15 protein-coding genes and 4 pseudogenes are annotated in these 17,959 nt (G+C 49.4%); 10 read left to right on the top strand and 9 right to left on the bottom strand.

Going from position 1 to position 17,959, the window contains the following annotated elements; genetic code table 11:
• Nucleotides 1-127: 127 nt before the first annotated feature.
• From ACM9J1_RS14370 to ACM9J1_RS01655, 8 genes and pseudogenes are all read left to right on the top strand, one after another.
• Nucleotides 128-216 (top strand): annotated as a pseudogene (locus tag ACM9J1_RS14370) (hypothetical protein); the annotation flags it as partial.
• Nucleotides 217-221: 5 nt separating this feature from the next.
• Nucleotides 222-984: pseudogene (locus tag ACM9J1_RS14365) on the top strand (HYR-like domain-containing protein); the annotation flags it as partial.
• Nucleotide 985: 1 nt separating this feature from the next.
• Nucleotides 986-1,044, top strand: a pseudogene (locus tag ACM9J1_RS14360) (hypothetical protein); the annotation flags it as partial.
• A 1-nt stretch (nucleotide 1,045) separates the two neighbouring features.
• Nucleotides 1,046-1,206: pseudogene (locus tag ACM9J1_RS14355) on the top strand (hypothetical protein); the annotation flags it as partial.
• Between the two features lies 1 nt (nucleotide 1,207).
• Nucleotides 1,208-4,303 (top strand): HYR-like domain-containing protein (locus tag ACM9J1_RS01670; protein ID WP_415580131.1); only part of this gene is annotated, 3,096 nt, incomplete at its 5' end.
• 60 nt (nucleotides 4,304-4,363) lie between these two features.
• Complete coding sequence (locus ACM9J1_RS01665) at nucleotides 4,364-5,275, top strand: PorP/SprF family type IX secretion system membrane protein (RefSeq protein WP_415580130.1); 912 nt, start codon at nucleotides 4,364-4,366, stop codon at nucleotides 5,273-5,275.
• Nucleotides 5,276-5,286: 11 nt separating this feature from the next.
• Nucleotides 5,287-7,326 (top strand): OmpA family protein, encoded by a 2,040-nt coding sequence (locus tag ACM9J1_RS01660; RefSeq protein ID WP_415580128.1) that lies wholly within the window; start codon nucleotides 5,287-5,289, stop codon nucleotides 7,324-7,326.
• Between the two features lie 66 nt (nucleotides 7,327-7,392).
• A complete protein-coding gene (locus ACM9J1_RS01655) occupies nucleotides 7,393-7,938 on the top strand; it encodes a GNAT family N-acetyltransferase (protein ID WP_415580127.1) in 546 nt (181 codons plus the stop codon).
• Nucleotides 7,939-8,260: 322 nt separating this feature from the next.
• On the opposite strand, the gene ACM9J1_RS01650 is transcribed toward ACM9J1_RS01655, so the two are convergent.
• The 6 genes from ACM9J1_RS01650 to pyrR form a co-directional block, all read right to left on the bottom strand.
• Nucleotides 8,261-8,761, bottom strand: a complete 501-nt coding sequence (locus tag ACM9J1_RS01650; protein WP_415580126.1) for a CAP domain-containing protein — start codon at nucleotides 8,759-8,761, stop codon at nucleotides 8,261-8,263.
• 299 nt (nucleotides 8,762-9,060) lie between these two features.
• Nucleotides 9,061-9,699 carry a pyridoxamine 5'-phosphate oxidase gene (pdxH, locus tag ACM9J1_RS01645; RefSeq protein WP_415580125.1) on the bottom strand — a complete coding sequence of 213 codons (639 nt, stop codon included), beginning with the start codon at nucleotides 9,697-9,699 and terminating at the stop codon, nucleotides 9,061-9,063.
• A gap of 11 nt (nucleotides 9,700-9,710) precedes the next feature.
• The gene (locus ACM9J1_RS01640; protein ID WP_415580124.1) at nucleotides 9,711-10,616 is read right to left on the bottom strand and encodes a ribonuclease Z; all 906 of its coding nucleotides are present in this window, start codon (nucleotides 10,614-10,616) and stop codon (nucleotides 9,711-9,713) included.
• A gap of 94 nt (nucleotides 10,617-10,710) precedes the next feature.
• The gene (locus ACM9J1_RS01635) at nucleotides 10,711-11,043 is read right to left on the bottom strand and encodes a ribonuclease Z (protein ID WP_415580123.1); all 333 of its coding nucleotides are present in this window, start codon (nucleotides 11,041-11,043) and stop codon (nucleotides 10,711-10,713) included.
• 76 nt (nucleotides 11,044-11,119) lie between these two features.
• On the bottom strand, nucleotides 11,120-12,046 hold the full coding sequence (locus ACM9J1_RS01630; protein ID WP_415580122.1) for an aspartate carbamoyltransferase catalytic subunit: 927 nt from the start codon (nucleotides 12,044-12,046) through the stop codon (nucleotides 11,120-11,122).
• Nucleotides 12,046-12,591 carry a bifunctional pyr operon transcriptional regulator/uracil phosphoribosyltransferase PyrR gene (gene pyrR, locus ACM9J1_RS01625; protein ID WP_415580121.1) on the bottom strand — a complete coding sequence of 182 codons (546 nt, stop codon included), beginning with the start codon at nucleotides 12,589-12,591 and terminating at the stop codon, nucleotides 12,046-12,048. Before pyrR ends, ACM9J1_RS01630 begins: the two co-directional genes overlap by 1 nt.
• A 163-nt stretch (nucleotides 12,592-12,754) precedes the next feature.
• On the opposite strand from pyrR, the gene ACM9J1_RS01620 reads away from it, so the two are divergent.
• Nucleotides 12,755-12,922: a hypothetical protein gene (locus tag ACM9J1_RS01620; protein WP_415580120.1), complete on the top strand. Its 168-nt coding sequence runs from the start codon at nucleotides 12,755-12,757 to the stop codon at nucleotides 12,920-12,922.
• Nucleotides 12,923-12,971: 49 nt separating this feature from the next.
• On the opposite strand, the gene ACM9J1_RS01615 is transcribed toward ACM9J1_RS01620, so the two are convergent.
• Nucleotides 12,972-14,588 (bottom strand): ABC-F family ATP-binding cassette domain-containing protein, encoded by a 1,617-nt coding sequence (locus ACM9J1_RS01615; RefSeq protein WP_415580119.1) that lies wholly within the window; start codon nucleotides 14,586-14,588, stop codon nucleotides 12,972-12,974.
• Between the two features lie 211 nt (nucleotides 14,589-14,799).
• On the opposite strand from ACM9J1_RS01615, the gene ACM9J1_RS01610 reads away from it, so the two are divergent.
• Nucleotides 14,800-16,206 carry a TlpA family protein disulfide reductase gene (locus ACM9J1_RS01610; RefSeq protein WP_415580118.1) on the top strand — a complete coding sequence of 469 codons (1,407 nt, stop codon included), beginning with the start codon at nucleotides 14,800-14,802 and terminating at the stop codon, nucleotides 16,204-16,206.
• Between the two features lie 99 nt (nucleotides 16,207-16,305).
• On the opposite strand, the gene fsa is transcribed toward ACM9J1_RS01610, so the two are convergent.
• Both fsa and ACM9J1_RS01600 read right to left on the bottom strand, forming a co-directional pair.
• On the bottom strand, nucleotides 16,306-16,959 hold the full coding sequence (gene fsa / locus ACM9J1_RS01605) for a fructose-6-phosphate aldolase (protein WP_415580117.1): 654 nt from the start codon (nucleotides 16,957-16,959) through the stop codon (nucleotides 16,306-16,308).
• Nucleotides 16,960-17,100: 141 nt separating this feature from the next.
• Nucleotides 17,101-17,904: an SDR family oxidoreductase gene (locus ACM9J1_RS01600; protein ID WP_415580116.1), complete on the bottom strand. Its 804-nt coding sequence runs from the start codon at nucleotides 17,902-17,904 to the stop codon at nucleotides 17,101-17,103.
• Between the last annotated feature and the right edge of the window lie 55 nt (nucleotides 17,905-17,959).

The raw sequence follows: 17,959 nt of genomic DNA, 5'->3' as shown, positions 1-17,959 counted from the left end.
CCAGTGCGCCGGTTCATACTCCGTAACAAGGACTTGGACCGCTACCGACGCTTGTGGAAACACCGCGACGGCTTCGCAGACCATCAATGTGGAAGATACGGTGGCGCCGGTGATTGCCGAGCTGCCNGCGACCTCGACCATCGAGTGTCCTGCCGCACCGCAATTCGCACAGGCTACCGCCACGGATGCTTGTGGAAGTGCCTTCACCTTGACTTTNAACNACGTGACCACACAAGGCCAATGTGCCGGTTCATACTCCGTAACAAGGACTTGGACAGCCACAGACGCTTGTGGTAACGCATCGACTGCTACACAGACCATCAACGTACAGGACACCACTGCACCGGACATCACCACACAGGCTGCCAACATCAGCATCGAGTGTGACGGTTCGGGCAACACCACTGCCCTGAACGACTGGCTCGCCTCTAACGGCGGTGCTCAGGCTACGGACGCTTGTTCCGACGTGGTCTGGAGCAATAACTTCAACGGGCTTGCCAACGATTGTTCGGCTGCCGTGACGGTGATCTTCACCGCTACAGATGCCTGCGGAAACGCTTCGAACACATCGGCTACCTTTACCGTACAGGATACAACGGCTCCGGTTGCCCCTCAGGCTCCGGCAAACGCAACTGCCGTTTGTGCCGCTGACGTTCCTGCAAACGTGACCTTGACCGCTACCGACAACTGTTCCGGTACCATCACCGCCAACGGTGTGGACAGCATCGCTGCCGGAAGCTGCCCGAATTCATTCGTGATCACACGTACATGGACATTCACCGATGCCTGCAACAACTCGACATCAGTTGCACAGACCATCACCGTGAACGACAACGTGGCTCCGGTTGCCCCTGAGGCCCCGGCCAACGTGACCGTGGCTTGTGCCGGCGAGGTTCCTGCCATGGTTTCACTCTCGGCCACAGACAACTGTGGTGAGGTCATCACCGTGGAAGGCGTAGATGCCATCGCTGCCGGACAGTGTGCNAACAATTATGTCATTACACGTACATGGACTTTCGCCGATGCTTGTGGAAACACATCTTCNACCGCACAGACCATTACCGTGAACGATAACGTGCCGCCGGTAATCGCAGAATTGCCTGCAGCGTCAACCATCGCCTGCCCTGCCACGCCGCAGTTCGCCCAGGCTACCGCCACCGACAACTGCGCCGGTGACGTGACCCTGACCTTCAACGACGTGACCACNAACGGCCAGTGCGCCGGTTCATACTCCGTAACAAGGACTTGGACCGCTACCGACGCTTGTGGAAACACCGCGACGGCTTCGCAGACCATCAATGTGGAAGATACGGTGGCGCCGGTGATTGCCGAGCTGCCAGCGACCTCGACCATCGAGTGTCCTGCCGCACCGCAATTCGCACAGGCTACCGCCACGGATGCTTGTGGAAGTGCCTTCACCTTGACTTTCAACGACGTGACCACACAAGGCCAATGTGCCGGTTCATACTCCGTAACAAGGACTTGGACAGCCACAGACGCTTGTGGTAACGCATCGACTGCTACACAGACCATCAACGTACAAGATGTTACACCGCCAACCATCAATACACAAGCTGCCGATCTGGTGGTAGAGTGTGACGGAAGCGGTAGCCAAGATGCACTCAACAACTGGCTGTCTAGCCACGGTGGTGCGGCTGCTACTGACACTTGTTCAAATGTAGTTTGGACCAATAATTTCAATACGATCGGTAACGACTGCTCGGCTGCAGTATCTGTAATCTTTACAGCTACCGACGCTTGTGGCAACGCAGCTTCAACAACTGCTACGTTCACCATCGTTGATACGACTGCACCTGTTGCTCCAGAAGCACCGGCTGCCGTAACTGTGGCTTGCGCCGGTGAAGTGCCTGCTGCTGCCGACCTTACGGCTACCGACAATTGCGCCGGTGACGTAGCTGGTGTGGCTGTAGATACAGTGACTCCGGGTGCATGTGCCAACGCATACGTCATTACACGTACATGGACATTTACTGATACTTGTAACAACCAATCATCGGTATCGCAAACCATCACGGTAAACGATACGGTTGCTCCAGTTGCGCCTCAAGCGCCAGCAAACGTAAACGTATCTTGCGCCGGCGATGTGCCAGCAATGGTATCGCTCACGGCTACAGACAACTGTGGTGAACAGATTACAGCCGAAGGTGTTGATGCGATTGCTGCCGGAAACTGCCCGAACTCGTTCGTGGTAACCCGTACCTGGACTTTCACTGACGTTTGCGGCAACAGTTCATCTGTTTCACAAACCATCAACGTGAACGATACAGAAGCTCCGGTGGCACCAGCTGCGCCAGAAAACGTAACGGTAACTTGCGCAGGCGATGTTCCTGCCATGGTGACGCTGACCGCTACAGACAACTGTGGCGACCAGATCAGTGCATCGGGTAACGATTCAATCGCACAAGGCAACTGTCCTAACTCATTCGTAATCACCCGTACTTGGACATTCACCGACGCTTGCGGTAACGCTTCCACTGCTCAACAAGTCATTACTGTTAATGACGATGTGGCACCGGTTGCGCCTCAGGCTCCAGCCGATATTACCCTGACTTGTGCAGGTGAAGTTCCAGCGATGATTTCATTGACTGCCATGGACAACTGCGGAGAGATGATCACCGTAGAAGGTGTGGACACCACTGTACAAGGCGGTTGTCCGAACATGTTCATAACGACTCGTACCTGGACATTTACAGATGCTTGTGGCAACACATCGACTGCGCAACAAGTCATCACGGTAAGCGACAACGAAGCACCGGTAGTACAAACCAAAGTGCCGGTTGACATGACCATCGCTTGTACGGCTGAAGTGCCGCCAATGTCTCAACTGACTGCCGAAGACAACTGTGGTGAAGTCATCACTGTTGACGGTGTGGATGCAACTACACCAGGCGATTGCCCGAATTCCTTCGTGGTAACCCGTACCTGGACGTTCACCGACGCTTGTGGCAACACGACTACTGCACAGCAAATCATTACTGTTGATGACAACGTCGCGCCAACGTTCAACGAACAAGCGCCGGCCGACATCACTGTATCTTGTGACGCAGTTCCTACAGCCGCTACCCTGACCGCATCAGACAACTGTAACGGCGGTGCAACGGTAACGATGAGCGAATCAACCAATACTGGTGCTTGTGCAGGTTCATACACACTCGTACGTACTTGGACAGCTACCGATGTTTGCGGCAACGTAGCGACGGCGGTACAGAACATCACTGTAATCGATATGACTTCGCCAACCTTTGACCAAGCCATTCCGGCCAACATCACGGTTGAGTGCGACGCTATCCCGACGGCTGCTGTGCTGACGGCTACAGACAACTGTGGAACTGCGACCGTAGCGATGACCGAAACCACCACACCAGGTGCGTGTCCGTCAAGCTATACGTTGACCAGGACTTGGATTGCTACAGACGTTTGCGGCAACCCTACCACCGGCCAACAAGTCATCACGGTAATCGACTCGACTGCACCGTTTGCTAACGAAACATTCGACGCCGTAGTAAACGTGACTTGCGACCAGATTCCGGCCGTACCACAATTGACATTCGGCGACAACTGTTCTACGGTTAACCAGCCGGTATTTGCCGAGACAATCATCAACCAACAAGCGGGCAGCTACACGATTGTACGAACCTGGACTGTTGACGATGCTTGTGGTAACGTGGGTACTTTCACACAGACTGTCAATGTCACGATTACCAATGCCGACGTGAACATTCCTTCAAGGGCTTGTTTCACCGATATCACGCCAGTTGATTTGAATGCACTCCTTCCTGAAGGCACGCCAACCGGCGGAACTTGGATCGATGTTGACGGCTCTGGTGGATTGAACGGAAGCAACTTTGTAGGTAATGGTGTCCAACTGGGAACTTATACACTGGAATATCCGGTTAACGATCCAAACTGTCCGAGAACGATTAAAGTAATCATGACTGTGGACGAAGATTGCGGACCATTCCCTTGTAACGACATCGTGATCCACAACGCCTTCTCACCAAACGGTGACGGATTGAACGAGTACTTCTCCATCGAGAACATCGAACAGTTCGAGTGCTACCCTACCAACAAAGTAGAAATCTACAACCGTTGGGGTGTACTGGTGTACGATACCAAGCAATATGACAACGCTGCAAATTCTTTCAAAGGAGTTTCTGAAGGAAGGGTTACAGTGTCCAAGGCATCTGAGTTGCCAACCGGAACGTACTTCTACATCATAGAATACACGACTTCGGATGGTGCCAATGTGAAAAAAGACGGATATTTATACCTTTCAAGATAATCACTCAAATCTAACATCTCCCGGGAGCCGCCAAACTCCCGGGAATAAAACAAGAAACTAATGAAAACAAGAATATTACTTTTCGTTTTGATGTTGACAGGAGTGGTGAGTTATGCGCAGCAAGATGCACAGTTCACCCAGTACATGTACAACACCATCAACGTGAACCCTGGCTATGCGGGGTCGAGAGGAGTAATGAGCATCTTCGGCTTGCACCGTACCCAATGGGTCGGGCTCGACGGCGCTCCTACTACTAATGCATTCTCGTTGAACACGCCCATCAACAACAGCAATGTCGGCATTGGCGTGTCTTTCATCAACGATAAAATTGGGCCTACCAATGAGAACAACATTTCGGTTGACGTTTCCTACACCGTCCCGATGAATGAAGAATACAAATTGTCTTTCGGTTTGAAAGCTTCAGGTAACTTGTTCAACCTAAATAGTGCCGACCTGAACCCGCAAGATCCGGGCGATGACCACTTGCAGGATGTAAGCAACAAGTTTACGCCTGGCATCGGTGCCGGTGTGTATTTACACGGCGGTAACTTCTATGCCGGTGTGTCGGTGCCTAACTTCATCCGGACAGAGAACTACAACGACAATGATTATTCGGTACGTCAACGTGAGATCAACTACTATTTCATCACAGGTTACGTGTTTGACATTACGCCAGATTTGAAGTTCAAGCCGGCATTGCTCAGCAAAGTCGTTGCAGGTGCGCCACTTCAGGTGGATGTTTCCGGAAACTTCCTGTTGTACGAAAAATTGACTCTGGGCGTGGCCTATCGTTGGAGCGCGGCTGTGAGTGCCATGGCGGGTTTCCAGATCACCGACGGCTTGTTCATCGGGTACGGATACGACCATGAAACCACCAACCTCAGGCGTTACAATTCAGGATCGCACGAAATTTTCCTTAGATTTGAACTCTTCAGGAACCATGACCGTATAACAACCCCAAGATTCTTCTAAAACAGCGCATCATGAAAAAATTAACGTATATAGTATTATTCAGTGTATTAGCTTTCAACGGTTATGCACAGAAGGCTGGCGAGGCAAGGGCCGACAAGCAATACGACCGGTTTGCCTACATCGATGCCACAAAGACCTACGAACGCATCGCCGCCAAGGGTTATAAGTCGGAAGATTTGTTCCAGAAGTTGGCCAATGCCTTCTATTTCAACTCTGAATTCGACAAGGCTGCACAATATTATGGTGAGCTCTTCGCGATGAACGCCGAGCAGGAACCGGAGTATTTGTACCGCTATGCCCAGTCGCTCAAAGCGATCAAGCAATATGACAAGGCCAACCAGATGATGGAAACCTTCAGCCAGAAAGTAGCCGAAGATGCCCGCGCCAAAAACTACGCGGCCAACAAAAACTACATGGAAGTCATCAAGAAGAATTCAGGTCGTTATAAGATTACCGATGCCGGTGTAAACACCAAGTATTCAGATTACGGCAGCGCACTGTTCGGGAACAAACTCGTTTTCGCCTCAGCCCGCGATACCGGAAACTTCTCGAAACGTGTCCACTCTTGGACGGGCCAATATTTCACGAACCTTTACGCTTCGGAAGTAAAAGCACAGCCAGACAAAGACACAGACAGCCTCGGCCCCGTGTCTAAATTTGCAGGCCGCAAGATGAACACCAAGTTCAACGATGCTACATCGCCCGCTTTCGCGAAAGACGGTAAAACAGTATATTTTACCCGCAACAATTTCAACGACGGCAAGCGCGGCAAAAACGGTGCAGGCAATACGTATGTGAAAATCTACAAGGCTACTTGGGTAGAAACACCTGAAAAAGACAAGAAGAAAGACAAAGACGGAAAAGTATCCAGCGAGCCGCAAGGCGAATGGAGCAACATCACCGAACTGCCTTTCAACAGTGACGGCTACAGTTGTGCACACCCATCGCTTTCTGCTGATGGCAAGACGATGTATTTCGCTTCCGACATGGAAGGCACGCGCGGACAATCCGATATCTTTAAAGTAACCGTGAATGACGACGGTTCATTTGGAACACCGGAAAATCTGGGTGATGTAATCAATACGCCGGGCAAGGAAACCTTCCCAGTGATTACCGATGAAGGCGAATTGTATTTTGCCACCGATGGCCATCCGGGCTTGGGCGGACTTGACTTGTTCATGGCGCGCCAAAACAAAGACGGAAGCTGGAAAGCACCAATCAACCTGGGCGAACCGGCGAACTCCCCGAAAGACGATTTCGCGTACCTGATCGACACGGCAACCCGCAAAGGTTATCTGACCTCGAACCGCGACGGTGGCAACGGCAATGACGACATCTACAAATTCCTGGAAACGCGCAAGCTGATTTGCGAACAGATGCTTTCAGGTATCGTGACCGACGCCGCAACCGGAGAAATCCTGCCGGGCACAAAAGTCACTTTGATGGACGCCAAGTTCAACAAGATTGGTGAAGTCGTCGCCGATGACAAAGGTTACTATGAATTTGAAGTAGAGTGCGACACGGACTACTATGTCCGCGCCGAAAAAGAAGATTACGAAACCAAGGAAGTCAAAGTTCACATCCCGGCCGAATCCGGAAAAACGGACTTACCGATCCAACTCGACAAGCGCGTGAAAGTGGTTCCGATTGGTGGTGACCTTGCCGGTGTATTCGGCATCAAGGAAATCCTGTTCGACCTCGACAAGTGGAACATCCGTCCTGACGCCGCGTTCGAATTGGAGAAAATCCTCGACGTACTCAACCAGTATCCGAGCATGAAACTCGACATCCGTTCGCACACCGATTGCCGTGCGAGCCACGCCTACAACGACAGGTTGTCTGACCGTCGTAACAAATCGACCATTGCTTGGTTGGTACAGAACGGTATTGCAAAAGACCGTCTGACGGGTCGCGGCTACGGCGAGCGCGTGTTGAAAAACAAGTGTGCCGATGGCGTACCGTGTACGGAAGAAGAACATCAGGAAAACCGTCGTAGTGAATTTATCATCACGGCGCTGGACCAAGACGTAAAAGTTCCGGTCAAAAAATAAATTTAGTGTCAATTTTATTGAGAAACATCCCGGTCATTCCGGGATGTTTTTTTTTACCTTTCGGTCATGGAATTTGAAACCATCACCACCGACCGACTCATCCTTAGAAAAATCACGCCCGAAGTCCACCGATTCGTCCATGAAACATTTTCTGACGAAGCGTTGCGCGCGTTCTTTGGCATCACATCCGAAAAAGGATTTCTCCGGGAGCAGAAAATGTACACCGACGGACTGACGACTTTCAACAAAAGCTTCCTTTGGTTTCACCTGCTCGACAAAACTTCAAATGCGCACATCGGCTGGTGCGGTTACCATACCTGGTACGTGGATCATGCACGGGCCGAAATCGGTTATGGGCTTTACGACGATGTGTACAAGGAAAAAGGCCTGATGACCGAAGCCATGCGTGCCGTCCTGGATTTTGGGTTCGATGGCATGAAACTCAACCGCGTGGAAGCCTTGATTGCAGACTATAACATTCCGTCATTGAAGCTTGCCGAGCGTTTCGGCTTCCGGAAAGAAGGCGTGCTTCGCGGTCATTACTTCGTGGATGGCGTGGCCGAAGATTCTGTCGTTTTCGGGTTACTGGCTTCAGAATACAAGCGATCGTAAACCTTTTCCTTGCCAGTGTCGCGGAAATTTCTAAGATGAAACTCCGGAGTGGCCGAGTCATCCGTTTTTCCACAAAAAAAAAGCACCCATCGGGTGCTTCGGTTTATTAAACTTGATTTAATGGATTTCGATTCTTTGACGCATCTGCTTTTCTTTTTGCAGGGTCATCGTCTTTCGGACGGTGGCAATAATCAATAGTAGCAGCATATCGGTTTGTTTTAAATGGTTTGGTTGGAAACGTTTTGACTGAGGTGAAAAAACCACCCCGGGGCAGGGGTGGCTTAGTTGTCAAAACAAAAAAACACAATCAAATTCTACCCAATTATTTCTTGATGAACATATTGGTATAGTAAGTTTTTCCGGTGTCCGGATCTGTTGCGATGGACACACCGAAATTAGTGTAATCACCTTCGATATTGGCTTTGTGGTCCGGGCTGTTCAACCAGGCATGCAATGCACCTTCCGGTGAACCATAGTTGTAAGCGATGTTCTCGCCTACGCGCTCGGCGCCGAGTAAATTGATCAAATCTTGTGAGCGTTGCTGGAAATAATCGTGGTTCACCACATTGTTTTCCATCATGTAGGTGTTGTGCTCTGAAGATTTGTAGGAGATGTAGTTGATTTTTTCGAGCCTGGTCAGGCCTACTGATTCCCTATAATCATTGATCAAGGTCATCAGTTTCAATTCAGCAGGGTTGTAATCGTAGGTTTCAACAATAGCAGTATCTGTTCCAGACGGTTGGGTAGATTCGTCTGTAGAACAAGAAATCATGGTGAACACCATTGCCAATGGCAACAATGAACGGAGTAATGTTGTCCTCATAGCGTTGTAGGTTTTGTTTAAAGTAGATTGTGGGGCAAACTCCTTTAAAAAATTTTGATTTGTTTTGTTTGACGTATTAAAGTAGATTGTGGGGCAAAATCTTTAATATAAGAACGTGTTGTTTTGTTTTCTTGAGTCAAACATAGCCTAATCATCGTTAAACTACCAAATAAAATCGATGAAATGCACTAATTATGATTTACATGGGTATATTTTCCTACAATTACAATAAAAAAAGCAGCCGAAGTGACTGCTTTGTTGCTTCCCAAAGAATGCAAACATTTACTAAAATTAGGTGATTACGGCGATAGCCTTTCCCTAATCCATCCATTTTCCTTGCGATAGCGGATGCGGTCGTGCAACCGGTTGGCCCTACCCTGCCAGAATTCGACTTCCAGCGGGCGCACCAGATAACCGCCCCATGTTTCGGGACGCGGCACGTCGTCACCTGGATAAACTTGCTCCAATTCGGCCAAGCGGTCATCGATGACTTTGCGTGACGCAATCACTTCACTCTGGTTCGAAGCCAAAGCGCCGAGCCTGCTGCCTTTTGGACGTGATAGGAAATATTCGTCCGAATCGGCCTGAGGGACTTTTTCGGCGACACCCTTAATGATGACTTGTCTTTCGGTCTGCGGCCAGAAAAATGACAGACAGATGTTTGGATTCGCTGCAATGGCCTTCCCTTTTTCAGAACCGTAGTTGGTGAAAAAGGTAAAACCGTCTGCGTCGTATTTTTTTAACAAGATGATCCGGGCTTTCGGGAAACCGTCCAACCCGATTGTCGATACGGTCATGACGTTCACTTCTTCGCCGGACGACGTGGCTTCGGCATCCTGAAACCACTTCCCGAACAATTCCATTGGGAAATCCGGCGCGTGGGCTTCGTCCAATTCACTTTTCTCGTATGATTTTCTGTAGTCGCTTAAATCTTTCATGACTCAAATTTTTAAAATTCAAATACAGCGCCGTCGTCGGCCAGCAAAACGTCCGGGAAAACGGTTGCCGCCTCGTCCTTGAACAATTGGATGCTGTCGTACCTCGTTGAATAATGGCCCAAGACCAGTTGATTTGCTCCAGCCAGTTTCGCAATTTGCGCCGCCTGACGTGCAGTGGCATGCATGGTCTTTTCTGCCAGCGCTTGTTCGGTATCCAGGAACGTCGATTCGTGGTACAATATATCGACACCTTTAATATAAGAAACAATGGTTTCGTCGTAAATCGTGTCCGAACAAAAAGCGTAGCTCTTGGGCTTCACAGGTTCAAAGGTCAAAAGGTCATTGCTGATGATATTCCCGTTGGCGTCAGGCACGTCTTTTCCCAAAGCAATGTTCCGATAATAACACTTATCGATATCGAACGATTCGGCGGCATCGGCGTTGAGTTTCCGCAAACCATGCTTTTCCCTGAACAGATAACCGTTGGTATAAATGCGGTGTTTCAACGGAATGGTCGAAACCACTACGGTATCGTCCTCAAAGACCACTTCCGGAAACGTGGCTTCCAATTCGTGGAAATGCAACTCATAGTTGGTCCAGGATTGCGACAACCGCAATTGCATCGTAATCATTTCCTTGATGCCTTTCGGGCCGTGGATGTGCAACGGTGCCGTCCGGCCCAGCAACATGTAAGTGGACACCAAGCCAATCAAACCATACACATGGTCGCCGTGCAGGTGCGAAATGAATACATGTTCGATCTTGGAGAACTTCACCTTGTTCTTCCGGAGCTGCACCTGCGTGCCTTCCGCGCAATCCATCAAAAACGTATGGTTCTTGATTTCCAGGACTTGCGACGTCGGGCTGGAAAAAGTTCGGGGCGTGGCGGCGTAACAGCCGAGTATGGTGAGCTTCACTTTACTAATGAATAATTAATAATGAATAATGAATAGTGGTCAACCTCAAAATCACGAGACATGGAATTATTAATTATTAACTATTAATTATTAATTAAAAACCAAGGTCGCGCTCAATCTCATCCATCTCGATCAAATCATGCGCCTCCAATACCGTCGGGACAACGACCAAGGCATCGGGCACTTGCGTAAAGTCAATGCCGTCGGCCACGATCACGAATGATTTTTTGCCTTTGCGATGGATTTTAGACAAGGATTTGAATTGGCTGATGGTTTTGAGCGACACGGTTTTATCGGCCGTGATGTCCAGGATCAAATTCTGTTTCTCGAAGGTTTTGTGTTCGTGCGTGAGTTTCATCAGGAATGCTTCGGCGTTGGCCTGCGTATCCTTAACAATGGTGCTGTTTCCTTTCTGCTCGACTTTCATAAGCGGGGATTTTGGTTCGGGCGGTGGCCTTTCGTCCAAATTTACGAAGTTCTCCCGATGCGCTAAATGCCGGAGGTCATTTTATTTTCGACGCCAGCAGATAGATGACCGCCATACGGATGGCCACGCCGTTTTCCACTTGGTTGAGGATGACGGATTGCGACGAATCGGCGACTTCGCTGGTGATTTCCACGCCGCGGTTGATCGGGCCCGGATGCATGATCACGATTTCCTTTTTCAGCGATTGCAGCAAGGCCATGTCAACGCCATATTGTTGGGCATATTCGCGGGTCGATGGAAAATAATTGACATCCATGCGTTCGTTCTGGACGCGGAGCATGTTGGCCACATCGCACCATTCCAAGGCTTTGCGCAAATTCGGTTCTACCGTGACGCCGAGGCTTTCGATGTATTTCGGGATGAGCGTTTTCGGGCCACAGACTTTCACCTCGGCACCCTGCATCTGCAGCGCATAGATATTTGACAATGCTACGCGCGAATGCAGGATGTCGCCGACGATCACGACTTTCTTGCCGCCCACACCGCCCAGTTTTTCCCTGATGGAATAACTGTCCAGCAGGGCCTGCGTGGGGTGTTCGTGTGCACCGTCTCCGGCATTAATGATACTGGCCTTGACATTTTGCGATAGGAAATACGCCGCACCCGGATGCGAATGGCGCATCACGACCATATCGACCTTCATCGACAATATGTTGTTTACAGTATCGATCAAGGTTTCGCCCTTCTTAACCGAAGACTGCGCCGCCGAAAAACTCATCACATCGGCAGACAGCCTTTTCTGCGCGAGTTCAAAGGACAACTTGGTGCGCGTACTGTTCTCGAAAAAAATATTGGCGATGGTGATGTGTTGCAACGATGGCACTTTCTTGATCGGGCGTTGCAGCACTTCCTTGAAATGGTCTGCCGTCTCGAACACCAGATCGATGTCTTTCGGCGTGAGGTATTTGATGCCCAACAAGTGGTTTACGGAGAGCTCGCTCATTATTCGTTGCAATTGATTAGGTAAACGCTGTCCTGCCCGTCATTTTCCTTCCAGTTCACTTTTACTTTCTCGCCACCCAAGGCATCCACCTGACGGCCACGGTAATCGGGCTGGATGGGCAAATGGCGACTGAACCGGCGGTCGATCAAGACCAGCAATTCAATTTCGCTCGGGCGACCGAAAGATTGGATGGCGCTCAGTGCGGAACGGATGCTGCGACCCGTGTACAAAACGTCGTCTATGAAAATGACTTTTTTGTTGTCGATGACAAAATCGAGTGTGGTTGGGCTGGCTTCAACGGGTTTATCGGTACGGCGGAAATCGTCGCGGAAAAAAGTGATGTCGAGAAAACCCAGTGTTACCTCGGGCAATTTGTAATCTTTCTGGAGCAAATTCTTCAACCGGTTGGCGAGATACGTGCCGCGTGGCTGAATGCCGATGAGTACGGTGTCTGAAAAATCAAGGTGTTTTTCAATCAGTTGGCAGGCCAAACGATGCAGGATGATGTCAACTTCCTTAGTGGTAAGCAGTACTTTCTGGCCCATAAGCAGTTCGCGTTTGGGAGGTAAAAATAGCGATTTTTTCCCGCTGGTGAAAATTGTTTTTGCCTGCAACTGTTAATCGTGTAAAATTTAATTTCCATCGTATAAACAAAATCATGTTAAACCGACGCAACTTTACCGATATAAAACCATCTAACACGAAACCATGAAAAAACAATTCACACAAACGATCTTGCTATTCTTGGTATTAACACTGTTTTCTGGCTGTGAACTGGTAGAAGGCATTTTCAAAGCAGGTATGGGAGTAGGGATATTCTTGGTGCTGCTGGTCATCGCCTTAATCGTCTGGGTCATAAGCCGGGTCAAAAAATAGAAAAATTGGGTAAAGAAAAAGCCTGTCTTCGCGACAGGCTTTTTTGATTTTATGCGTACATCTTCTTGCGCAACTCCTGGATTTTCTCATCATCCAGATAATCGTCGAAGGTCATGTAACGGTCAATAACGCCATTCGGTGTGAGTTCAACCACGCGGTTCGCCACGGTTTGCGCGAATTCGTGGTCATGCGTGGTAAAAATCACCGAACCTTTAAAATTCTTGAGTGAGTTGTTGAATGCGGTGATCGATTCCAGATCCAGGTGGTTCGTAGGTTCGTCGAGCATCAACACGTTGGCGCGCGTCATCATCATGCGCGAGATCATGCAACGCACTTTCTCGCCGCCCGAGAGTACGCGTGAGGTTTTCAGCGCTTCTTCGCCCGAGAAAATCATCTTGCCCAAGAAGCCGCGGATGTTCACTTCTTCCCTTTCCTCTTCGGTCTTTGCCCATTGACGGAGCCAATCCACGAGTGTGAGGTCATTCTGGAAAAACTCATGGTTGTCTACCGGGAGATAGGCTTGTGTGGTCGTAATGCCCCAATCGTAAGTCCCGGCATCGGCTTTCTGGTTGCCGTTCAGGATTTCGTAGAATGCTGTTGTGGCGCGAGAATCTTTGGAAAATAAAACGATTTTGTCGCCTTTGGCCATGTTCAAATCGATGTTCTTGAACAGTGTTTCGCCGTCCACGGAAGCAGCCAAGTTCTGGACGTTCAAGATCTGGTCACCGGCTTCGCGTTCCTGTTCGAAAATGATGGCAGGATAACGGCGGCTCGACGGCTTGATCTCGGCGATGTTCAATTTCTCGATCATCTTTTTACGGGATGTGGCCTGTTTCGATTTGGCTACGTTGGCGGAGAAACGGCGGATGAATTCTTCCAATTCGGCCTTTTTCTCCTCGGCTTTCTTGTTCTGCTGGGCACGTTGGCGCGCGGCGAGTTGGCTCGACTCGTACCAGAACGTGTAGTTGCCCGAATAGTGGTTGATCTTGCTGAAATCGATGTCTGAAATGTGCGTACACACCGCGTCCAGAAAGTGACGGTCGTGCGATACCACAATCACGGTATTGTCATAATTGGCCAAGAAATTCTCCAACCACGTAATGGTTTCGAGGTCAAGGTCGTTGGTAGGTTCGTCCATGATGAGCACGTCCGGGTTGCCGAAAAGCGCCTGGGCCAACAAGACGCGTACTTTGAGCTTTCCGTCCAGGTCGCCCATCAACGTGTAGTGGAATTCTTCCCCGATGCCGAGGTTTGACAGCAAAGCCGCGGCGTCCGAATCTGCATTCCAGCCGTTCATTTCCTCAAATTGCACCTGCAATTCCCCGATGCGGTCTGCATGCTTGTCGTCGTAATCAGCGTACAATTCGTCCATTTCCTTCTTCACGGCAAATAACGTTTTGTTGCCCATCATCACGGTTTCCAGGACGGTTTTCTCGTCGAACATGTTGTGGTTCTGGTTCAGGACAGACATGCGCTTGCCCGGTTCGAGGAACACGTGGCCGGACGTCGGATCCATTTCGCCCGACAATATTTTAAGGAACGTGGACTTTCCGGCACCGTTCGCTCCGATGACGCCGTAGCAGTTGCCATCCGAAAAGACGGTGTTGACTTCATCAAACAAGATGCGCTTGCCGAATTGTACCGAGAGATTATTGACTGTTAGCATGTTTTTTTGGCTGTAAAAATTCGCCGCAAAAGTACGGAATCAATTCTCAATGGACAATCGATAATTGATAATTCACAATTCATAACCACAATTCACAATCGATAAAATCGTCCATGATCAATCGCAATTCCCTCAAAATTACTTTTAACGCCGCCTTAACAGCAACTTATTAACAAGTCGGATACATTTGTACACTGTCTAATCCCTTCAGATGAACGTTTTCAGGACATCCTGCTGTTGCCTTTGCCTGCCAATCGTGGCGCTTTTCTCGTCCTGCGGGAAGCCATTCAAGGACGATAATTTTACCGCTTATTTTGGCGGCGAAGTCGTGAACCCGGCTGCACCTTACATTGTCTTTTCCAACGATTCCGGTTTTTGCGACACCCTGAAACTCGACAAGAACAATCGGTTCTTCAAAAAATACGACTCACTCGCGCCAGGGCTTTACACGTTCAAGCACGAACCCGAATACCAATATGTATTCTTCGACAAGAACGACAGCCTGATGGTGCTCATCAATACGCAGGACTTCGACAATTCCATTACGTTTTCCGGCCGCGGCGACAGCAAGAACAACTTCTTGATGGACACGTACCTTTCCAACGAAAAAGACAAGGACAGTATGTTTACCGTATTTGATTATCCGGTGGGCAAATTCATGAAATCGGTGGAAAAGTCGCACAAGAAAAACTGCAAAAGATACGAGGACAAGAAAGACGAGATCGAGTGGAGCGACGAATTTGACATAGTGGCCGATGCCGCCGTAAACCTTCCGTATTATTCCAAGAAAGAGATCTATCCGCTGATCCATAAAATCAGGACTGGCGAGGACGTCATGGCGAAACTGCCCAAAAATTACTACTGTTTCCGAGAATCCATTGATGTGAACAACCCGGCGCTTTCTGGGTATTCGCCTTTCGTGAAGTATTTGTCGCACCGGTTGGGCAACATGGCCGCCGCCAAGAATCCGGGACTGGATGCCGATCCTGAAATGGCGCTCAAGACCAACATCAGCAAGATGCATATTGCCGATACGCTTATCCGGAACGAAAAAATCAAGAATACGATATTGAACAACATCGCATTCAATTACCTGCTCGAGGACCAGAACATGGGCAACAACCAGAAATTCCTGGAAACCTACCACAAATATTCCACCGACAAAAGCCAGAAAAACGAAATCCTGAAAATCGGCAATGCCATCAGGTTGCTCAAGCCCGGAAATAAATTGCCTGCCGTAGACCTCGTGACCGCCGATGGGCAAACCGTTTCGTCAGACCAACTGATCACCGGCAAAACCGTCATTTTCTTCTGGACCGAAAAAGCCCCGACGCATCTGCTCGAATCGCACAAGAAGACATTGGCATTTTTGAAAAACCACCAGGATTACCAATTCATCGCCGTAAATCTGGATGCAGACACGGTGCAATGGCAGAAGCTATTGGGCAACTACAAATTCAACGGTGTCGTCGAGGTTCGCGCCGCAAACTTCGAGGACATGCGAGCCAAATGGGCGATCACGAAAATCCACCGCACCATTATCTTGGGCCAAGACGGAAAAATCGCCAATGCCTTTACAGGATTGTTTGATAGCCGGTTTGAGGAAAACCTGAAGTAATTGACAATTGATAATGGATAATGGACAATGAAATACGTTGTCTATAAAAAAGCCTGACGTTGTCAGGCTTTTTAATTATCCATTGTCAATTATCAATTGTCAATTCCCTTTCTTGTAGTCCGCAATAAACTGCGCCAGTCCAATATCGGTCAGCGGGTGTTTCAACAAGCCCATGATGGCAGACAATGGTCCGGTCATGACGTCGGCACCGATTTTCGCGCAGTTCACGATGTGCATCGTGTGGCGAACCGATGCTGCCAGGATTTCCGTTTCATAACCGTAGTTGTCGTAAATCTGGCGGATTTCCTCGATCAAGGCCAAGCCATCCGTTGAAACGTCATCCAAACGGCCGATAAAAGGTGACACATAAGTAGCTCCAGCTTTCGCAGCAAGAATCGCTTGGCCGGCAGAGAATACCAACGTCACATTGGTCTTGATGCCTTTATCCGAAAAATATTTACACGCCATGACGCCTTCCTTGGTCATCGGCAACTTCACGACGATTTGTTCGTGCAAATCGGCTAACTCTTCGCCTTCCCTGATCATGCCGTCGTAATCCGTCGCGATGACTTCCGCGCTCACATCGCCGGTCACGATGTTGCAGATGTCAACGTAATGTTTCAGGATATTGTTCTTGCCCGCAATGCCTTCCTTGGCCATCAACGACGGGTTCGTGGTTACGCCATCCAGGACGCCAAGCATTTGCGCTTGTTTGATGTCATTGAGGTTCGCAGTGTCGATAAAAAATTTCATAATATATAAAGTTGTGTTTTTAATTGTGGCGTTGCGCTTCGCGCCGGGCTTCCAACCCGCCGCGAAATTACTAAAATAAACCGGAACTATTTTACGGGAGAACCGCAACAATCATTTAAAAAATACAAAGGCCGGATGCCGTTACAATTTGTAATGCTTCATCAACATCCTTTCATACACTTTGTCCGGCAGGACGCGTTTGAGAACGATGGAGAATTTCTGCATGAACGCGCCCACTTTGTAATGGATTTTCGGCTGCGGCGTATTAATGATGCGGTAAATCGCTTCGCCCATTTGAACCGGGCTGCTGCCGCTGTCCACGTGCGCATTCATTTCGGCCAAGATCATTTCGTAGGTTTTGGCGTAATCAGACGCCGGACTGAGCGGCGCATGGTAACGGCCGGCCGCGATATTGGTCGCAAAATCGCCGGGCGCCACATTGGTGATCTGGATGTTGAATGGCTTGACTTCCATGCGCAAAGCTTCTGTGATGAGTTCCAAGGCGCCTTTTGACGCCGAATACACGCTGCGGTACGGCAAACCCATATAGCCCGCAATGGATGTCACGTTGATGACCAGCCCCGATTTCTTGGCGCGCATATGCGGCAATACGGCCTTCATCATCTCGATCGGGCCAAAAAGATTTGTCTCGAAATTGGCCTTGATTTCCGCCGACGGAATTTCTTCCAGCGGGCCGGTGATGCCCACGCCAGCGTTGTTCACCAAGACGTCTATGCGGCCCGAAATCCGGATGACTTCATCCACGCAACGCCGGATGCTGTCTTGGTCACGGACATCGAGCGCGAGCAATGGAAACATTGAATTCACAATCTTTTCAGGCTGGCGGCTGGTGCCGTACACCGTGTAACCTTTATGGTAAAGGTATTCGCCGATGGCTTTTCCGATGCCCGACGACGCGCCGGTGATGAGGATGATTTTAGACAAAATTTGCGAATTTGAAAATTTGAAAATTTGGAAATTTGGAAATGGGAACACTCAA

Origin of the sequence: Flavobacterium longum (assembly GCF_965137575.1) — a bacterium.
Classification (GTDB): Bacteria; Bacteroidota; Bacteroidia; order Flavobacteriales; family Flavobacteriaceae; genus Flavobacterium; species Flavobacterium longum.
The sequence above is the reverse complement of the archived record's forward strand: the minus strand, read 5'-3'. Positions and strand labels throughout refer to the sequence as shown.

Coding starts and splice junctions, on each gene's coding strand:
- ACM9J1_RS01665 (WP_415580130.1), top strand. CDS start 4,364: ATGAAAACAAGAATATTACTTTTCGTTTTGATGTTGACAGGAGTGGTG.
- pyrR (WP_415580121.1), bottom strand. CDS start 12,591: ATGGGCCAGAAAGTACTGCTTACCACTAAGGAAGTTGACATCATCCTG.
- ACM9J1_RS01630 (WP_415580122.1), bottom strand. CDS start 12,046: ATGAGCGAGCTCTCCGTAAACCACTTGTTGGGCATCAAATACCTCACG.
- fsa (WP_415580117.1), bottom strand. CDS start 16,959: ATGAAATTTTTTATCGACACTGCGAACCTCAATGACATCAAACAAGCG.
- ACM9J1_RS01635 (WP_415580123.1), bottom strand. CDS start 11,043: ATGAAAGTCGAGCAGAAAGGAAACAGCACCATTGTTAAGGATACGCAG.
- pdxH (WP_415580125.1), bottom strand. CDS start 9,699: ATGAAAGATTTAAGCGACTACAGAAAATCATACGAGAAAAGTGAATTG.
- ACM9J1_RS01615 (WP_415580119.1), bottom strand. CDS start 14,588: ATGCTAACAGTCAATAATCTCTCGGTACAATTCGGCAAGCGCATCTTG.
- ACM9J1_RS01655 (WP_415580127.1), top strand. CDS start 7,393: ATGGAATTTGAAACCATCACCACCGACCGACTCATCCTTAGAAAAATC.
- ACM9J1_RS01620 (WP_415580120.1), top strand. CDS start 12,755: ATGAAAAAACAATTCACACAAACGATCTTGCTATTCTTGGTATTAACA.
- ACM9J1_RS01660 (WP_415580128.1), top strand. CDS start 5,287: ATGAAAAAATTAACGTATATAGTATTATTCAGTGTATTAGCTTTCAAC.
- ACM9J1_RS01610 (WP_415580118.1), top strand. CDS start 14,800: ATGAACGTTTTCAGGACATCCTGCTGTTGCCTTTGCCTGCCAATCGTG.
- ACM9J1_RS01650 (WP_415580126.1), bottom strand. CDS start 8,761: ATGAGGACAACATTACTCCGTTCATTGTTGCCATTGGCAATGGTGTTC.